The organism is Vibrio comitans (assembly GCA_024346835.1).
Lineage (GTDB): Bacteria > Pseudomonadota > Gammaproteobacteria > Enterobacterales > Vibrionaceae > Vibrio > Vibrio comitans.
Genome location: AP024866.1, coordinates 1,679,359 through 1,695,994 on the forward strand (window position 1 = coordinate 1,679,359; position 16,636 = coordinate 1,695,994).

Sequence of the window (16,636 nt, forward strand, 5' to 3'; positions counted from 1 at the left end):
AATGTACTATTGAGTACGAGCACAGAACCTATATAGGTAAACCACAGTGCAGAAAATAAAGTTAACACGCCAAAAAATTGTATTGTTAACACTAAATTTTTAATCATATTACCCACCAAGCTGCAGCAATAATAACTGTCCTGTAATAAACACAACTAAACACAACTGGCATAGAGATGGATTAATAACCTTTAAGCTAACTAAAAAATTCCCAGTTAAATACTTAATGACAAAAAGAAGTACTAGACCAAGTATCACATTAACCATAAAGCCTGGTATGTAAACGTGCCCAAATAATAAGTAGTCTTGCATTGCTACACCTTGCGTAATTTCTTATAGGGATTAAGAGTTAAAAAGTCACATATTAAAGACTAGGAACATGTTCTCCATGGTGCTTGCAACTGTACAACTCAACATTTGATGTAATCTTATTCACTTTGCAGGGTAAAGTACTTAAACCTCAATAATAAAAGCATAAAATCACCATAATGAAATACATCAAGTCATTGATTAACAATGATTATTTTTCATTTATCACAGATTATAACGTTTTAATCATGAAGATAGAGTTCACTAGACATAGCTAATAGGTTCCTTTTTCCTCTCTATTCTTAGAGTTAAATTGAATTGCTATCGTTAAAAATCCCTTTGTTAGGGTATAGAACGGTAAAAAACAGCCACTCTCCTAAGAAAAAGTTCATCATATTATTGCTACTGGCCAAATAATATAACGATAAATTAAATAAATACCTGTCTGATTTATCTCTTGATTTTTTAATTAGCGCTTTTTTATTAGGTGTTTATGTATTAAAAGTTCGGATTGGCAATAATTCATCTCGTCCTAACCGAGACAGGTTTAAACAAGTTAACGAACACTTGTCTCATTAATTAAAATTAGCGGAGCTTAAAATGCTACTTAACGAAAAAAACAACCAAGCGACTGATGATTTATTTGCAGATGTATTACTAGATTCTTCTGTTGATAACAATACATTTCCTAGTAGTGAATCAAATCCTGAAGCTGCTTATCAATTAGTTTCTGATGAATTAATCCTAGATGGGAACTCTCGTCAGAACTTAGCAACGTTTTGCCAAACTTGGGTAGACGGCAATATTCATAAAATCATGGATGAATGCATCGATAAAAACATGATTGATAAAGATGAGTACCCACAAACTGCTGAAATTGAAAACCGTTGTGTTCGTATGCTAGCAGACCTTTGGAATTCTCCAGACGCTGAAAACACACTAGGTTGTTCAACAACCGGTTCTAGCGAAGCTGCAATGCTTGGTGGCATGGCGATGAAATGGCGCTGGCGCGAAAAACGTCGTAAAGAAGGCAAATCGACAGACAAACCCAACCTAATCTGTGGCCCTGTACAAGTATGCTGGCACAAATTTGCAAAATACTGGGATGTCGAGCTTCGCGAGATCCCTATGGAAGGTGACCGCCTACTAATGACTCCTGAAGAAGTCCTAGCTCGCGTAGATGAAAACACTATTGGTGTAGTGCCTACTTTAGGTGTGACATTTACTTGTCAGTACGAACCAGTAAAAGCCATTGCTGATGCGCTAGACAAGCTAGAAGCAGAAACTGGACTTGACGTTCCTATGCACGTTGATGGCGCAAGTGGCGCATTCATCGCTCCTTTCTGCGACCCTGAACTAGAGTGGGACTTCCGTATTCCTCGCGTTAAATCAATTAACGCATCTGGCCACAAATATGGCCTAGCACCTCTTGGTGTGGGCTGGTGTGTATTCCGTGAAGCGAGTGACCTACCAGAAGATCTGATCTTCCGTGTGAACTACCTAGGCGGTGACATGCCAACGTTCGCTCTTAACTTCTCACGCCCAGGTGGCCAGATCGTAGCGCAATACTACAACTTCTTGCGTCTTGGTAAGGAAGGATACAAACGCATCCATGATGCATGCTATCACTCAGCGCAGTACCTATCTGACGAAGTAGAAAAACTAGGCTTGTTCGACATCATTTACGACGGTCGTGGCGGCATCCCAGCAATGAGCTTTAGCTTGAAGAAAGATGTAGATGCAGGTTTCAACCTATTTGACCTCAGCGACGCTATTCGCGCTCGTGGATGGCAGATCGCAGCATACTCTATGCCTTCTAACCGCGAAGACCTAGTGATAATGCGAATCCTGATTCGTCACGGTGTGAGCCACGACATGGTTGATCTGCTAATTCAAGATCTTAAGCGCACCATAGAGAAGTTTGAAAAGTTCCCAATCGTCAACTCAGTTGATGAAGAAAGCTCAAGCACTTTCAACCACTCATAATCGCAAATAACAAATGGGGCTAGCTCACTAGCCCCACAACACTTAAACACTTAGCACACCAATTAATGGCTCTAACGTAACTATCTCAGTTACGGGCATTGCTTGGTTTGCAACAAACAATTTATCCATTCAGAGGTTAAAATGGCATTTTTTACGAAACTATGTCCGTCAAAATATGTAAAGCATCTATTCATGAGTCTACTCGCTGTATTTATGTTAGCGGGAACTGTCAATATCGATGCACATGAAGGCACACAATCATTCAATTTGTTCAACGCAGCACAGGCGCAGGAACAAGCGCAACAGACCACGCACGCAGATACCACTGTCGTGAAGGCACAGCCAAAAGCTGAACCAATGTGGATCGTAAAAGTTTTCCGCGAGCATCAAGCTCTAGCAATCTTCCTAACTCTAGGTGTTGGTTACTGGTTGGGCGCTCTTAAGTTTGGCCACTTTAGCCTTGGTGCAGTAACGGGTACCTTGATCGCTGGTGTCCTAATTGGTCAACTAGATATTGCGATATCTTCGCAAGTTAAGTCTGTGTTCTTCACTATGTTCCTATTTGCTGTGGGTTATGGCGTTGGGCCGCAATTTGTGCGCGGCGTGGCTAAAAATGGTGCACCACAGGCAATATTCGCAGTGGTTATCTCTTTCCTATGTTTTGCTGTAACTTATGCGGGCGCAAAAATTGCTGGCTACGACGTAGGTTTAGCAGCGGGTCTTTGGGCTGGAGCACAAACTATTTCGGCTTCTATTGGTCTAGCAACAGATGCAATCAATTCTTCGGGTTTTAGTAACAGCAAAGAACTTCTAGACCAAATTCCTGTAGCGTACGCAATCTGCTACCTATTTGGTACTATCGGCACTGGTATGATTCTAGCGTATGTTGGTCCTAAACTTCTTGGTGTTAACTTAGAAGAAGCATGCAAAGACTACGAAAAAGAAATGTCTCAAGGTACTCCTAAAGATGGAATTGCTCGTGTATGGCATCGTACTGAATCACGCACTTATGAAATCAATGAGAGCATCGAAAATACCACAGTCGAGAATTTTGAATCTCAACATAATGTGGAACGCCTATTCATTGAAAAAATTAAGCGCGATGGTGAGATCATCGATTTCGAACCAAGCACTAAACTTCAAGCACACGACATCATTGCGTTAACGGGTCACTCAGATGCGCTTGTTCACGCTCAGCAGTTCTTAACTGAAGTTGTAGACGACGAACTGGATAACCTACCTCTAGAAACCGTAGACTTGGTTGTGACTAACAAGAAGTTTGCAGATCGTACTCTAGTGGCGCTTGCAGAAGAAGACTACACTCGCGGCGTATTCTTAAATAAGATCACTCGTGGAGCAGCTGGCCAAGAAGTACCCCTATTGGCTCAAACAGAGATTCATCGTGGTGATACGCTGAGTATTACCGGTACTAAGACACATACTGAACGCCTTGAAAAACAAGTGGGTCATGTTGATAGAACAACTACTGAAACAGATATGGTTTGGGTTGGTCTATTCATTGTTGTATTCGGTCTGTTAGGCGCTCTTGCTGTGAATATTGATGGCGCTCCGGTCACTCTGTCTGTTTCAGGTGGCGTGTTAATTGGTGGTCTAGTCCTAGGTTGGTTGCGCTCAATTCACCCAACGTTTGCTCGCCTTCCAGCACCAACACAATGGTTCATGAACTCAGTTGGCTTGAACGTATTTATTGCTATCGTTGGCATCTCAGCGGGTCCAGGCTTTGTGGCTGGTCTAAAAAATGCAGGTGTAGGCCTATTTGTTATTGGTGCAGCGGCAACCGCTATCCCAATGCTACTTGCACCATTGATTGGTAAATACATCTTTAAATTCCACCCAGCAATCAACTTGGGTGTCTGTGGCGGTGCTCGTACAAGCACAGCATCTGTGGCTATGGTGGGTGAAAAAGCGAAAAGCAACATCCCAATGCTTGGCTACACAGTACCTTACGCTGTATCCAATACACTACTGACTCTGATGGGTATGTTTATGGTGTTGTTCTACTAAGAATAATAAACAGTCCCTTAACTCAAGCTCCTTACTTCGGCAAGGGGCTTTTTTATGAGCGAGAGAACGAAAAAAGCCCCAGCCGCTTAAAAACGGCTGGGGCTTATGTACTTAATGATAGTAGTTAATTAGATATCAATAACGTCAAAGTCTACAAGCGTATCAACGTCAGCTTCGTAATCAACGCCTTCAATACCAAAACCAAACAAGCTCAAGAACTCGTCTTTGTACTCTTGGTAATCAGTTAGCTCTCTGATGTTTTCAGAGGTAATTTGCGGCCATAGATCACGACAGTGTTGCTGGATATCTTCACGAAGTTCCCAGTCATCTAGGCGTAGACGGTTGCTCTCGTCGACTTCAGCTGCTGTTCCATCCGCTTTGTATAAGCGTTGGCTGAACATGCGGTAAATCTGTTGCATACAACCTTCGTGTACGCCCTCTTCGCGCATTTTCTTGAATACCATTGCTATGTACAGTGGCATTACCGGAATTGCAGAACTCGCTTGAGTCACAACAGACTTAAGTACAGCAACATTCGCAGTACCGCCTGTTGAAGATAGTTTCTCGTTCAATGCAGTTGAAGCACGATCTAGATCCATCTTAGCGCGACCTAGAGCACCATCCCAATAGATTGGCCAAGTCAACTCAGTACCAATGTAGCTGTACGCCACAGTCTTACAACCGTCAGCTAATACGCCAGCTTCAGAAAGAGCATTGATCCACAATTCCCAATCTTCGCCGCCCATTACAGTAACGGTATCTGCAATTTCTTCTTCGGTTGCAGGCTCGATGCTTGCTTCGATGATTTGGTCTTTGTTGGTATCTACCGCAGTAGAAGTGTAAGTTTCACCAATTGGCTTAAGAGATGAACGAATCAGCTCACCAGTTTCTGGCAACTTACGTACTGGAGAAGCCAGTGAGTACACCACCATATCAATCTGACCTAGGTCTTCCTTGATAAGGTCGATAGTTTTTTGTTTTGCTTCGTTTGAGAACGCATCGCCATTCAAGCTTTTTGCGTACAAGCCTTCTTCATGAGCTAGCTTGTCGAAAGCCGCAGCGTTGTAAAAGCCTGCTGTACCAGGTTTCTTTTCTGTTCCCGGCTTCTCGAAGAATACACCGATAGTCGCAGCACCGCCGCCAAAAGCAGCCGCAATGCGAGAAGACAGACCATAGCCACTTGAAGAACCCACTACTAGAACACGTTTAGGTGCGTTCGCGATTGGGCCTTGCGCTTTAGTGTAAGCGATTTGTTCTTTTACATTAGCTTCACAGCCCACAGGGTGTGTTGTGGTACAAATAAATCCACGAATTCGAGGTTTTATAATCATATTCACTTCCTTAAATAAACTTGCGTAGCATAAAAGGTTCTCCACAAAATCTCACCCTATTTATAGAAGATCTGCCCTTAATAGCCAGTGGTTGGAGCACTTATAAGCAATTCATACACATCTGATATCTAAGTTCTCACATATAAATCAATATGTTGAATGAATTATTGACCAATATCATGCAAGAAGAACTAATGTTTTCTAAACTAGAGATATCAATCATTTAGTTTTGATTTTCATAGACTTATCAAAACTGTGGAGGGAAACACCATGCATACTACCTTTATCGTGAACTTCATCGGCACTGCGTCGCCATCGACGATTAAGCGCCTCTCCGCAATCACTCATGAAAACGGGGGCAAGTGGCTGATCAGTAAAGTAAACTTTATTGACCACCAAGTAGCAGGTGTGATCAAAGTGGATCTACCTAGCGAAAACGAAGAAGTCGTCAAAAGTGCGTTCAAAAATACCGAAGCGCTGGTTTGTCAGTTCACCAGTGCTGATGCGTCGCTGCATGACAAAGAAGAAATCTTTAGCCTAAGAGTCGACTCCAATGATAGAGCCGGTATCGTCAATGAGATCACTCAAGTATTGGACGGGCAAGGCATCAGTATCTTGGATATGGATTGTCATCGCGTATTCTTGGCCGGTGGTGGCGGTGTCAGTTCAAGCCTGTTTACCGCAGAGCTTGCACTGAAACTTCCAGCAGAACTTGCTGTTGAAGATGTCACAAGAGAATTGGAATCTTTAAGCGAAGACACTAGAGTCGTCATAGAAGCTTGAAAGGCAACGATCGCCTCGTGACTATCTAGCCAAAACCTTTAAAGCTCGCTTACTAGGCGAGCTTTATTATTTCTAGGGTTCAACTCAACCTACCGCGTTATATCACACTTCATCTAACATGAACGCTTGTAATACTCTCTTATCTCGCCCTGAATAAACTTCTTGTTCCCGCTTTTGAATCTCAAGATACTGCCTGCGATACTGCGTCGGAGTTAGGCCTGTTTTCTTTTTAAAAATTCGACAAAAGTAAGTGTCATCAACAAAACCCGACTCATAGGCAACAGCCGCTATCTTGCAAAACCCTGGCCTAGTTAACAGCGTCTTAGCATGTTCGATACGCTTGAAAGTAAGATAATCCTGATAAGACATATCCATATGATTTCGAAATAGTTTAGGCAGATAGAAAACTGAACACCCACAGTGATTGGCGACCTCGTCTGCAGTAATGTGACTCAAATAATGTTTGTTTACGTATTCCAGAGCCCGATCAATTTTGCTCATAATTGCTACCTCAATTTAGTATTCTCACCGTAGCGAAATTGAGCAGGGGCAACTATGTTGTTGTGAAATATTTCCGCGCATATGAAATAGAACAGGGAATTACCGTTATTCTACTTCACAATCTTCAACACTCTAGCCAAGATCAAAAAAGAGCAGATCAACTGCTCTTCTAACGTTTTCTAGATATGGCAACCGAGCGAAAAAGTAACTTATCGCAGTACTTTCTCTTTAATCGTGGTCAAAACTCCCGCATCTTTATTACTTGGTGCAGAAAAACGGGCAACCTGTTTGATTTTTGGGTGGGCATTTTCCATTGCATAAGAGTGATAACTCTCCTCGAGCATTTCTAGATCATTGAGGTAGTCGCCGAAGCTCATTGTTTGCTCGAAGGTAAACCCTAAGGTGTTTTGTAAATGTTTAATCGCAGCGCCCTTGGAAGCCTCTTTATTCATTACATCCAACCAAACCTTTGCACTCACTACGACTTGATGTGACTGGGCAAACTTTTCACTAAAGCTGGGGTAAACAAGTTCTTCTGAGCCGCCAAAATTAAGGATTGCCACCTTGATGAATTCCTCATCAACAGCGAGAAGGTCGTTGACGTATTGGCATCGATGATAGTATTTCTTTATTTCGTTCAAGGCTTGCTGGTCTTCTGTCTCAATATAAGCTGACTGTTTACCACACAAAACCACAAACGTGCCTTCAATTGCACGAACCGATTTTATGATCTCTTTTACACTTGGCGTATCAATTTCACAGCTGTATAGCTCTTGACCTAAATGCATCACCATAGTGCCATTTTCAGCGATGAACATCATACGGTCTTTTACTGGTGCGAACATATCAATCAAGCTGTAATACTGACGACCAGATGCAGCAGCAAAGGTAATCCCCTTGTCGTAAAGCTTTTCAAATATGTCGAAGAATTCAGGATTGAGTTGACTGTTTTCATCAAGCAGCGTGCCATCCATATCGGCAGCAATAAATTTAACTTGAGATTGGGACATGAAGAAATTTACCAAGAATCATCTAGAAGATGCCTACAAAGTACCTAAAGTTTCGGGTAAATGATATCAAAAAAGAACTAGTTTACTGAGCCATTGCTGTTTGACCATAAGGAGTTTGATGCTGGTAAACTGAAAACACACTTGCCACATTGAGTCCCACTAATTCTCCGACTTTGATAAGACCTCATCTACCCTAGTTTGCAATCGCGGTATTAGCTCTTTCTCAAACCAAGGATTTTTCTTAAGCCAGATGTTATTTCTTGGACTTGGGTGCGGTAAGGGAACCTTTTCAGGCCAATGATTTTTCCATTCACTAACCAATGTGGTCAGTGAGAGATTCGTTTTACCAAAGTGATAGTTCTGAGCGTATTTACCTAGTACCAATGTTAGTTCTATATTGGGAAGCTCTGCCAATAACTGTTCGCGCCATCTCAGTGCGCACTCTCGCCTCGGTGGTAAATCGCCTGACTTGCCAGTACCCGGATAACAAAAGCCCATAGGCAGCAGAGCGATCTGTTTTGCATCATAGAATACATCCTTTGAAATCCCCATCCAGTCACGTAAACGATCACCACTAGGATCATTAAATGGAACGCCGGTATCATGCACTCGCTTTCCAGGGGCTTGGCCCGCAATAAGAATCCTTGCCTCTGGGTGCATCTGCACTACGGGCCTAGGGCCCAGCGGCAGATGTTCACTGCAAAGCGCGCAGGACTCTACTTCAGCTAATAATCGAGAAAATCGACTCACCATAAATCCCTATCAAAAAAACGGGTGCTAAAGCTCCATATCCGTCAAACGAGGAGCCATAGATACCGTAAAACATAATCCATTGCACTTGCCCACACAACCGACAATGTCGTTGATTACTTCCCCAGTGAAAAACTTACTTGAGACTCGTTATGCATCCTTTGCAAAAAGGCTGAAATTTTTATTTTGGTAATAGGGTCTCTTGTTTTGAACGCAATAATTTTCACGTCGACAGGGAATGCGGTTCAGCTATCAAGAGCAACTACTACATAGGTGAAACCATGAAAATTCTAACTACTCTTCTTTTGACTTCTCTTTTCGTCGCGCCTGTCGCGCTTGCATCGAGCATTAATTTTAGTGCCAACTTGGGTTCTGGAAACGGTTATACCTGGGATGATCCGAGTGAAAGACCCGGCGGCGGTCGTGCTTGGGAAGACCCAAGCGAACGAACTGGTGGCGGCTACACCTGGGAAGACCCGAGCGAGCGAACCGGCGGTGGTTACACGTGGGAAGACCCAAGTGAAAGAACCGGTGGCGGGTACCACAGGGGTTAACCACTTTGATGTTCTATTTGGCTATATTGATTTATCTGCCAAAGCCACTGCTACCAAAAGCCCTTTAGCTCCGATAATTGGAGCTAAAGGTATCGCACTTTACTGTGCCAAATTCGGGTTCTATTTTAGCGTCTTCAAGTAACCGATGAGAGCGTCTCGCTCTGCATCACTAGTCATTCCTCGATAGCCCATATAGGTCCCCGGGACCCGACTTTTAGGCGATTCGATAAATTCACTCAACAAAGATTCTGTCCAGATAGGGTAGTCAGTGGCAAACCCTTTAATCGCTGATGAGTAATTTTTATAAAGGTTGTCTGAAGCGACTTTTCGACCAACAATCGACTCTAGACTCGGTGCAGATTGACTTAAATGGCACAAAGCACATTGCGCATACAATTGGCGACCTCTATCAAGGCTATTTTTCGCTAATGCCTTTTCACCACTCGCTGTATATTTACTGCGAAGAGCAAGCAAGGCTTGAGACTGCTTGTCAGATAAGGACGATCTAACGCTTAGCATTGCTGTCGCCTGATCCCAGGTCATTTTTGCCTCGATCTGTCCAACCTCTCGACCAAAGTAAGCTACTTTTTTACTGTCAATGACATCGCCCCTTTGAGCGACCTCTAGGCTTCTCATCAATTTTGCACGTTGCTCTAAGAATTGCTCGAAATCGACAATGTTGTTTTTCGCCGACATCGCTAATGTCTCTCTTTGTTCCTCTGTCAGCAGAGACATCACCTCTTTCGCTACTTGACCGCGCTTGACGCCATGATTCGAAGCCAACCTCAGACTAACAAAGCCAAAGTGTTGACTCGGCTTGCCAACAACCTCAAAGTCATTGAAGGCCTCATCTCCGGTAGCCCAACTTAATAAGCGAGCGGCGAGGTTTACCAACTCCTTCTTGTCTTCCTTAGCGAGTTTAATCTTTGGATTGCCGTTGCCAAAAGAGAGAGCCTGCCCTTTCCCTTGAAGGTGAGCCTCTCGAATGGCTGCAAGTTGCTGTTTCTGCTCACTGGATAGTGATTGAATGATTTGACCAAAGGTTTGAGCTATCAACTCGCCAATCTCGGCCTCATTCTCGCCATAGGCTTGGCCTAACACAATGAACTCTTCCTTTGAGACACCCTCACCCACTAACAGTGCTTCAAGTGCCCTATTCATCGCCAATCGACTGTTAGAGGCCTGTTCAAAAGGGGCTTTTTGTTGTTCTACTAACGATATCAAGACTGAACGTTGCTTAGAGTCAAGCACAGACAAGGTTTGCTTAGCAATCTGACTTCTCGATAAGCTGTGACCACTAGCCACACGCAAAGCGACAAAACCAAAATAATTGGCCGTGCGGCCGACAGAAATGTAATCGTTGCTAGAAGAGCTTCCAGTTAACCAAGACAGGGTACGAGAGGCAACAGCATCGGTTAGCGCTTTTTCATCCACTTGATACTTTGAGATGTCTCGAACGGCTTGACTATCTTCAGCGGATGCAGTGGACAGGAGGGTCAGTAACATAAGACCCATCGTGATTCTAAATATTCGCATCCTTGCTACCCCTGTTTTTCTCGGTATTTGAATATGTAGATTATGCGTTTACAAGGTTATTCGACATATTTTTTACATAGCTTTACGCAATGTCCAACATGAATATCCTACAAGGATATTAACGCTGTGATTCACACGAGACAAAAATAAAACTAGGCTCTACAGAATGATCAAAAACAAAGAATGAAGGGTAGTATCAGGCGCTACATTGTGTAGTTTATTCCAGCAGCAGGTGCTGCCATTGATTGTTTCGATTCAGGTAGTGTGCGACGTAGCTGCAAGTCGGTATCACCTTAAAACCCTGCTTCTCGATCTCAGGTAAGATCGCTTCCATCATGACTTTTCCGTAACCCTTTCCTTGCAACTCATCAGGAACCCGAGTGGAATAAATTGTCATCACATTGCCTTGCAGTGAGTATTTCGCTACAGCAAAGTAATCCCCTCCTAGGGATACTCGAAACTGTTGATTTTCTTTATCGTTTATCAACGTAGCCCTCTCCATACGATTGTAGATACCATTCGAGCAATCTTATTTGAGCATCGCAAATAGATCAAAGGTCCAGCTCGAAAGGAAGACCTTTGACAATAGTTTGAAAACCGATGTTAGGATCGCTTAAGTGCCTGTCCATTTATTCACGCCGTTACCAAAGTTCAGTTTTATCAAACGCCTTTACACATTTTGAGGTTCCGATGATCGACTATAGAGCTGCAGCCTGATCAAGGTGTATTGCTAATACCAGAACTTTGGTAACGGCGATAACATTTAGTTTCCATTCAAGAAGAACAGCTATAGTGAGACACTCCACCAGCGGAGAAATACTTTAGTGGCCTCAATCGATAGTATTTCTCTTCCATCTGTTCAGATTGCTCCTCATAAGGGTTGGCGAATACCTGTTGCAGCTCATAAATCAGCGAAAAATCACCCTTCTGTGCTAGTTCGTAGGCAGGAACGATTAACCACTCTCGCCAAGTGTATTTAGGGTTTACCTGCTTCATTCGGCGTGAAATCTCGGCCATATCCACATTGGGATCGAGTCGCTCTCTCCAAGCATTTAGCCACAGCGCCCACTCATCAATAAGCTCCTCGCCAGGTTTGGCATAAAAGCCTAAGGCTAAATCAGATACCGCTTTAGGCATGTTCGAGAGTTGGCGAAAAAACAGGGTGTAGTCGACGTGGGTTTTCATCATTAAGGCTAAGAGTTGGTTAAACAACTCTATATCCAGAGTTTCCAGCCCAAGTTTTTCAGCCCACATCTTATTGGATTTCTCTCTCATGACCGAAGAAAACCCCTCAACTAGACAGTCTAGTTTTGCTCTTGATTTTTCATTAAGTAGCGGCTTAAGAGCGCCACAAAATGTTTCATAGTTCTTCTCAGCAGCTAGGGGCTGATTAAAGAAAGAGAAGTGGCGTCCACCACCAGTCCAAGGTTGAAAATAAGGGTCAAAATACTCGCAGAATCCGAACGGGCCGTAATCTAAGGTAATTCCCCCGACAGAGCAGTTATCGCTATTAAAGTTACCCTGACAATATCCAACTCTAAGCCACTGAGTCACCAAGGTGGTTAGGCGTGCTCTAAACTCTGATGCAAGTGTAAGCAGCTTTTCTGTGAGTGGCAGTTCGCTATCTATTTGCTCGCTATATTCACGCTCTATAATGTGTAGCGCCATCATCTCAAGCTCTGACATCGCATTGGGATGCTCATTTATACGCGCTCTTCGACTAAACAACTCCAACTGGCCTACCCTCAGAAACGACGGCGCTACACGCGTCGTAATCGCCACAGGATTGGCAGCCATAATATCTGGATTTTCTGACTGAGATCCTTCACTGTACCATGGGCGATCCACTGTCTCTGATCGCGAGGAGAACAAGCTCAAAGAGCGAGTACTCTCTACACCCAATGCATGCATATACTCCTGAACAAGAAACTCACGTACGCTCGAACGGAGCACCGCTCTGCCATCCGCACCTCGGCAATACGGTGTCGGACCAGCACCTTTGAGCTGCATTTCCCATCTTCTATTGTTAAATACGCCCTCAAACACAGAGATCGCCCGCCCATCGCCATAGCCATTGCCAGTCTGAAAAGGACATTGCTGAATATACTCTGTACCGAAGATTGAGAGTGCATAGCCTGTGGCCCATCCCACATCTCGCATAGGCGCAGGCAGGTGATCCATATTGCCAGAGAAGAAGCGCCCGAAATCAGGAGCAATCGCTAAGCTATCATCTAGCCCTAGCTCTTTGAAGAATTCGTGACTATGGCCTACATAAACGGGGTCTGCGATTGGCGTTGGCTTAACAGGGACATAGTGACCAGAAAATACTTGCCGAGGATAATGGTCAATACCATCTGGAGTGGCTTCTGGATCAGGGGTCAGATTATCCAACAGAGAGTAGCTCGCCACCTCCGCCAAGTCGTCAAGATTGAAAATGCAGACTTGGGCTTCCTTAGTTACCTTGTTACTCATCGCGTCGTCTCCATGTAATGCATCCAAATCAAAACTATCGGCAATGATACGTCTACATAACTGCAAAGACATCATCTGTGTTCAACTAATTATCGATGATAGTGCACTGACATAGCGATTCCCACTTACTCATCGCAAAAGCAAAAAGCTAACGGCGCAGAGTAACAAAGCTCGTTGGTTAGGCTGCAAAAGCGACTTCGCTTGTAACCATCTCATGGCAATGCAGGCAATAATATCTAATCCAACTAGGCTAATCCCCCGTAAAACATCTATGTTAGGTTTAGTTCGGGGTAGTTAACACCACGCTATGTTCTAACCGCTAACAACACAACGCATTTTCTGCCCATTAACAATCCCAATTGGGATGAACGCTGATACAAAGCCATTTGCAATGGTTGTTCTCGGCCATGAGGAAATTCTATTTCGACAGGGAATGTAATTAAGGCATTGAGAAAAAAGCTATATAGGTGAAACAATGAAAACTTTATGTACTCTACTGATAACGTCTCTGTTCATTGCTCCGGTTGCACTTGCTAAGAATAGCAACACTTCCCCGCAGATAAACCCACATAGCTCCTACTCATGCAGCGACCATGAAGAGAAAGACAGCGGCTATACCTGGGAAGACCCAAGCGAGAAAACTGGAGGATGTTTTGCGCTAGTAAACCCTACAGAGAAATCAACAACTGGGTATCAATGGGAAGATCCAAGCGAACGTTCTGGAGGGGGCGGTTATGACTGGGACGACCCTAGTGAGCGTCCTGGAGGCGGCGGTTTCGTGTAAATGAGCCACACCCCGCTGGAAGCTCAACTTCACTAACGAGTTTTTTAGCACGCCTAATAGAACAAAGGTCTAGCAAATAGCTAGACCTTCATCATAGTTTTAAAGCCAATTATCAGCTCTTCCTACCCGACTAGAAGCTAAATCATACTGACCACTGTGACAGAGAGCGCTTAAAGTCAGAGTAATCAAATTCGTTTAGTTTAACCACTTCCCCGCTTGCGCGCTGGCAATAGATCGACGGCATTTTAATACCATTAAACCAGTTTAGTTTTACCATGGTATAACCTGCACTATCCATAATGTGCAAGCGCTGGCCTATTTCTAGTGGATTATCAAATTGAGTTTCGCAGAACTGATCGCCTGCAAGACAAGAGCAAGAACCAATTACATAGTGATGTTTTGCGCCTTCAGTAGCTTCAAGAATAGATGCTGGTTCATCATAGATAAGCGTATCTAAGCGATGTGCCTCTGTCGCAGAATCAACAATCGCGGTCTTCTTTTCGTTCTCTACGATATCAACCACGGTTACCACTAAATCAGTGGTCTTAGTAATGATGGCTTCACCTGGTTCAAGGTATAACTGAACACCGTGCTTATCAGAAAAGGCTTTTAGAGCTTCAGCTAGTTTTTCTAACTCATACCCAGGCCAAGTAAAGAAAACACCGCCACCTAAGCTTACCCACTGCATTTTATCTAAGTACTGGCCAAACTGCGCTGAGATCGAATCGAGTAACTTGATAAATGAATCCGCACTTTTGTTCTCACAGTTCATGTGGAACATCACGCCTTCCAATGCATCAAACACTTGAGGATCTATTTTAGAGGCTTGTACACCAAGGCGAGAGTATTTACGAGCTGGGTTAGCTAGGTCTTGCCCCGCAACGCTAACACCAGGGTTGAGGCGCAGGCCTAGGGAGGCTTTTCCTTCAACTAAATGACGATAGTGGGCAAGTTGACTCTGGGAGTTAAAGATAAGCTTGTCAGCAATATCAGCCACTTCAAGTACGTCTTGCTCAGTGTAACCAACGCTGTAAGCATGCGTTTCACCACCAAAGGTTTCGTAGCCCAATTTCACCTCATAAGGACCACTGCTGGTCGTCCCGTCAAGGTAAGGCTTGATGATGTCAAACACGCCCCAAGTAGAAAAGCATTTCAGTGCTAATACCAGTTTTACACCAGACAGCTCTTTCAATTTTTGGGCTGTTTCTAGATTGCGAATCAGCTTTTCCTCATCAATCATGAAGTAAGGAGTTTGCAGTTCAGAATGATTCATAGTTTCTCTAACTTTTTAACCGAACAAAGCCGGTATTAGAACCGGCTTTTAATAGAGTTATATTTGCAGGATTATTTCAAGATTTGAATATCTGGTGCTTGCTCTGGATCTAGCTCTTGAACGTGCCAATCTAAACCAATCTCAGGCATTGTCTCTAGGAACGGGTCTGGGTCTAGCTGCTCCATGTTAAACACGCCAGCTTCTGCCCACTTACCACGGAAGTATTGCAGTGCAGCGGTGATTGCAGGAACGCCAGTAGTGTAAGAGATAGCTTGGTGCTCTACGTCTTCATATGCCACTTCATGATCTGCGTTGTTGTAGATGAATACGCCGCGCGGTTTACCATCTTTAGTACCGCGAACCCAAGTACCAATACAGGTTTTACCTGTGTAACCCGGTGCTAGTGACGTTGGGTCTGGTAGTAATGCTTTAAGAACATGTAGCGGCTGTACAACCGTACCATCATGTAGGGTTAGCGGATCTGGGCTAAGCAGACCGATATCACGCATGCAGTTGAAGTAGTTCAAGTATGCATCACCGAAGCCCATCCAAAATTCAATACGCTTTGCAGGGATGAACTCTTGCATAGAACGCACTTCATCATGCGCCATAGAGTAAACCTTGTGCTTGCCTACTAGCGGAAAATCGAACTCAAACATGCGCTCATGACAGCCTACTTGTTTCCATTCGCCATCTTCCCAGTAGAAAGAATCGCCTTGGATCTCAAGCATGTTCGTTTCTGGGTCAAAGTTAGTTGCGAACTTCTTACCATGGTCGCCAGCATTTACATCCATCACATCGATAGTGTCGATTTCATCAAATAGGTGCTTCACAGCGTGAGCAGCAAATACGCTTACTACGCCTGGATCGAAACCAGCACCAAGAATGCCAGTGATACCTGCTTCTTTGAACTTGTCACGGAAGCCCCACTGCCAATCGTACGCTTGAGGAACCTGCTGGCCTTCTGAACAAAGATCAACCGCTACAGAAGTATCTAAGTAAGATACCTTAGCTTGTAGACACGCTTCCATGATAGTGATGTTTACCCAAGGAGGACCAGCATTGATCACTAGGTCTGGTTTTACCTCATTGATAAGCGCAACAAGAGCAGCAACATCGTCAGCATCAACAGAGCGAGACTCAAGTTTCTTAGAAGGATCTTTAAGGTTATTTTTACCCTTGATCGATTCAATAATCTTGTCACATTTAGCGACGGTACGAGAAGCGATAGTGATGTCACCCAATACATCGTTGTTTTGTGCTGCTTTATGCGCAACAACCCAACCAACACCACCTGCACCAATTTGCAAAACTGCCATTTG

At 43.8% G+C, this 16,636-nt stretch carries 14 protein-coding genes; 5 read left to right on the forward strand and 9 right to left on the reverse strand.

Features of this window, described 5'->3' with window-relative positions; translation table 11 throughout:
• The first annotated feature begins 909 nt into the window (after positions 1–909).
• Positions 910–2,295 (forward strand): glutamate decarboxylase, encoded by a 1,386-nt coding sequence (gad, locus tag OCU46_RS07650; protein ID WP_141271464.1) that lies wholly within the window; start codon positions 910–912, stop codon positions 2,293–2,295.
• 192 nt (positions 2,296–2,487) lie between these two features.
• Entirely contained in the window at positions 2,488–4,320 is a 1,833-nt protein-coding gene (gene aspT / locus OCU46_RS07655) for an aspartate-alanine antiporter (protein WP_244311407.1), read from the forward strand.
• Between the two features lie 128 nt (positions 4,321–4,448).
• On the opposite strand, the gene fabV is transcribed toward aspT, so the two are convergent.
• Positions 4,449–5,651: an enoyl-ACP reductase FabV gene (gene fabV / locus OCU46_RS07660; protein WP_141271466.1), complete on the reverse strand. Its 1,203-nt coding sequence runs from the start codon at positions 5,649–5,651 to the stop codon at positions 4,449–4,451.
• Between the two features lie 270 nt (positions 5,652–5,921).
• Between fabV and OCU46_RS07665 the strand changes: the two genes are divergently transcribed.
• Positions 5,922–6,434 (forward strand): glycine cleavage system transcriptional repressor, encoded by a 513-nt coding sequence (locus tag OCU46_RS07665; protein WP_141271467.1) that lies wholly within the window; start codon positions 5,922–5,924, stop codon positions 6,432–6,434.
• Between the two features lie 102 nt (positions 6,435–6,536).
• Here the strand turns inward: OCU46_RS07665 and OCU46_RS07670 are convergent, their stop codons facing one another.
• From OCU46_RS07670 to OCU46_RS07680, 3 genes are all read right to left on the reverse strand, one after another.
• On the reverse strand, positions 6,537–6,935 hold the full coding sequence (locus OCU46_RS07670) for a helix-turn-helix domain-containing protein (RefSeq protein ID WP_141271468.1): 399 nt from the start codon (positions 6,933–6,935) through the stop codon (positions 6,537–6,539).
• Between the two features lie 209 nt (positions 6,936–7,144).
• Positions 7,145–7,945 (reverse strand): Cof-type HAD-IIB family hydrolase, encoded by an 801-nt coding sequence (locus OCU46_RS07675; protein ID WP_141271469.1) that lies wholly within the window; start codon positions 7,943–7,945, stop codon positions 7,145–7,147.
• A 159-nt stretch (positions 7,946–8,104) separates the two neighbouring features.
• On the reverse strand, positions 8,105–8,695 hold the full coding sequence (locus OCU46_RS07680) for a uracil-DNA glycosylase family protein (RefSeq protein WP_141271470.1): 591 nt from the start codon (positions 8,693–8,695) through the stop codon (positions 8,105–8,107).
• A 281-nt stretch (positions 8,696–8,976) separates the two neighbouring features.
• Between OCU46_RS07680 and OCU46_RS07685 the strand changes: the two genes are divergently transcribed.
• On the forward strand, positions 8,977–9,249 hold the full coding sequence (locus tag OCU46_RS07685) for a hypothetical protein (RefSeq protein ID WP_141271471.1): 273 nt from the start codon (positions 8,977–8,979) through the stop codon (positions 9,247–9,249).
• A gap of 120 nt (positions 9,250–9,369) precedes the next feature.
• On the opposite strand, the gene OCU46_RS07690 is transcribed toward OCU46_RS07685, so the two are convergent.
• The 3 genes from OCU46_RS07690 to OCU46_RS07700 form a co-directional block, all read right to left on the reverse strand.
• Complete coding sequence (locus tag OCU46_RS07690; RefSeq protein WP_141271472.1) at positions 9,370–10,755, reverse strand: c-type cytochrome; 1,386 nt, start codon at positions 10,753–10,755, stop codon at positions 9,370–9,372.
• A gap of 247 nt (positions 10,756–11,002) precedes the next feature.
• A complete protein-coding gene (locus OCU46_RS07695; RefSeq protein ID WP_141271473.1) occupies positions 11,003–11,287 on the reverse strand; it encodes a GNAT family N-acetyltransferase in 285 nt (94 codons plus the stop codon).
• Between the two features lie 272 nt (positions 11,288–11,559).
• On the reverse strand, positions 11,560–13,257 hold the full coding sequence (locus OCU46_RS07700) for a protein adenylyltransferase SelO family protein (RefSeq protein ID WP_141271474.1): 1,698 nt from the start codon (positions 13,255–13,257) through the stop codon (positions 11,560–11,562).
• A 475-nt stretch (positions 13,258–13,732) separates the two neighbouring features.
• On the opposite strand from OCU46_RS07700, the gene OCU46_RS07705 reads away from it, so the two are divergent.
• Entirely contained in the window at positions 13,733–14,041 is a 309-nt protein-coding gene (locus OCU46_RS07705; RefSeq protein ID WP_141271475.1) for a hypothetical protein, read from the forward strand.
• A gap of 142 nt (positions 14,042–14,183) precedes the next feature.
• Here OCU46_RS07705 and nspC read toward each other — a convergent pair whose 3' ends face one another.
• Both nspC and OCU46_RS07715 read right to left on the reverse strand, forming a co-directional pair.
• A complete protein-coding gene (gene nspC / locus OCU46_RS07710) occupies positions 14,184–15,314 on the reverse strand; it encodes a carboxynorspermidine decarboxylase (protein ID WP_141271476.1) in 1,131 nt (376 codons plus the stop codon).
• A 71-nt stretch (positions 15,315–15,385) separates the two neighbouring features.
• Positions 15,386–16,633 (reverse strand): carboxynorspermidine synthase, encoded by a 1,248-nt coding sequence (locus OCU46_RS07715; RefSeq protein WP_141271477.1) that lies wholly within the window; start codon positions 16,631–16,633, stop codon positions 15,386–15,388.
• Positions 16,634–16,636: the final 3 nt, after the last annotated feature.

Excerpts from the sequence above, each read along its gene's own strand:
- OCU46_RS07685 (WP_141271471.1), top strand. The coding sequence starts at position 8,977 with ATGAAAATTCTAACTACTCTTCTTTTGACTTCTCTTTTCGTCGCGCCT.
- OCU46_RS07665 (WP_141271467.1), top strand. The coding sequence starts at position 5,922 with ATGCATACTACCTTTATCGTGAACTTCATCGGCACTGCGTCGCCATCG.
- OCU46_RS07695 (WP_141271473.1), bottom strand. The coding sequence starts at position 11,287 with ATGGAGAGGGCTACGTTGATAAACGATAAAGAAAATCAACAGTTTCGA.
- nspC (WP_141271476.1), bottom strand. The coding sequence starts at position 15,314 with ATGAATCATTCTGAACTGCAAACTCCTTACTTCATGATTGATGAGGAA.
- OCU46_RS07700 (WP_141271474.1), bottom strand. The coding sequence starts at position 13,257 with ATGAGTAACAAGGTAACTAAGGAAGCCCAAGTCTGCATTTTCAATCTT.
- aspT (WP_244311407.1), top strand. The coding sequence starts at position 2,488 with ATGAGTCTACTCGCTGTATTTATGTTAGCGGGAACTGTCAATATCGAT.
- OCU46_RS07670 (WP_141271468.1), bottom strand. The coding sequence starts at position 6,935 with ATGAGCAAAATTGATCGGGCTCTGGAATACGTAAACAAACATTATTTG.
- OCU46_RS07705 (WP_141271475.1), top strand. The coding sequence starts at position 13,733 with ATGAAAACTTTATGTACTCTACTGATAACGTCTCTGTTCATTGCTCCG.
- gad (WP_141271464.1), top strand. The coding sequence starts at position 910 with ATGCTACTTAACGAAAAAAACAACCAAGCGACTGATGATTTATTTGCA.
- OCU46_RS07715 (WP_141271477.1), bottom strand. The coding sequence starts at position 16,633 with ATGGCAGTTTTGCAAATTGGTGCAGGTGGTGTTGGTTGGGTTGTTGCG.
- fabV (WP_141271466.1), bottom strand. The coding sequence starts at position 5,651 with ATGATTATAAAACCTCGAATTCGTGGATTTATTTGTACCACAACACAC.
- OCU46_RS07675 (WP_141271469.1), bottom strand. The coding sequence starts at position 7,945 with ATGTCCCAATCTCAAGTTAAATTTATTGCTGCCGATATGGATGGCACG.
- OCU46_RS07690 (WP_141271472.1), bottom strand. The coding sequence starts at position 10,755 with ATGTTACTGACCCTCCTGTCCACTGCATCCGCTGAAGATAGTCAAGCC.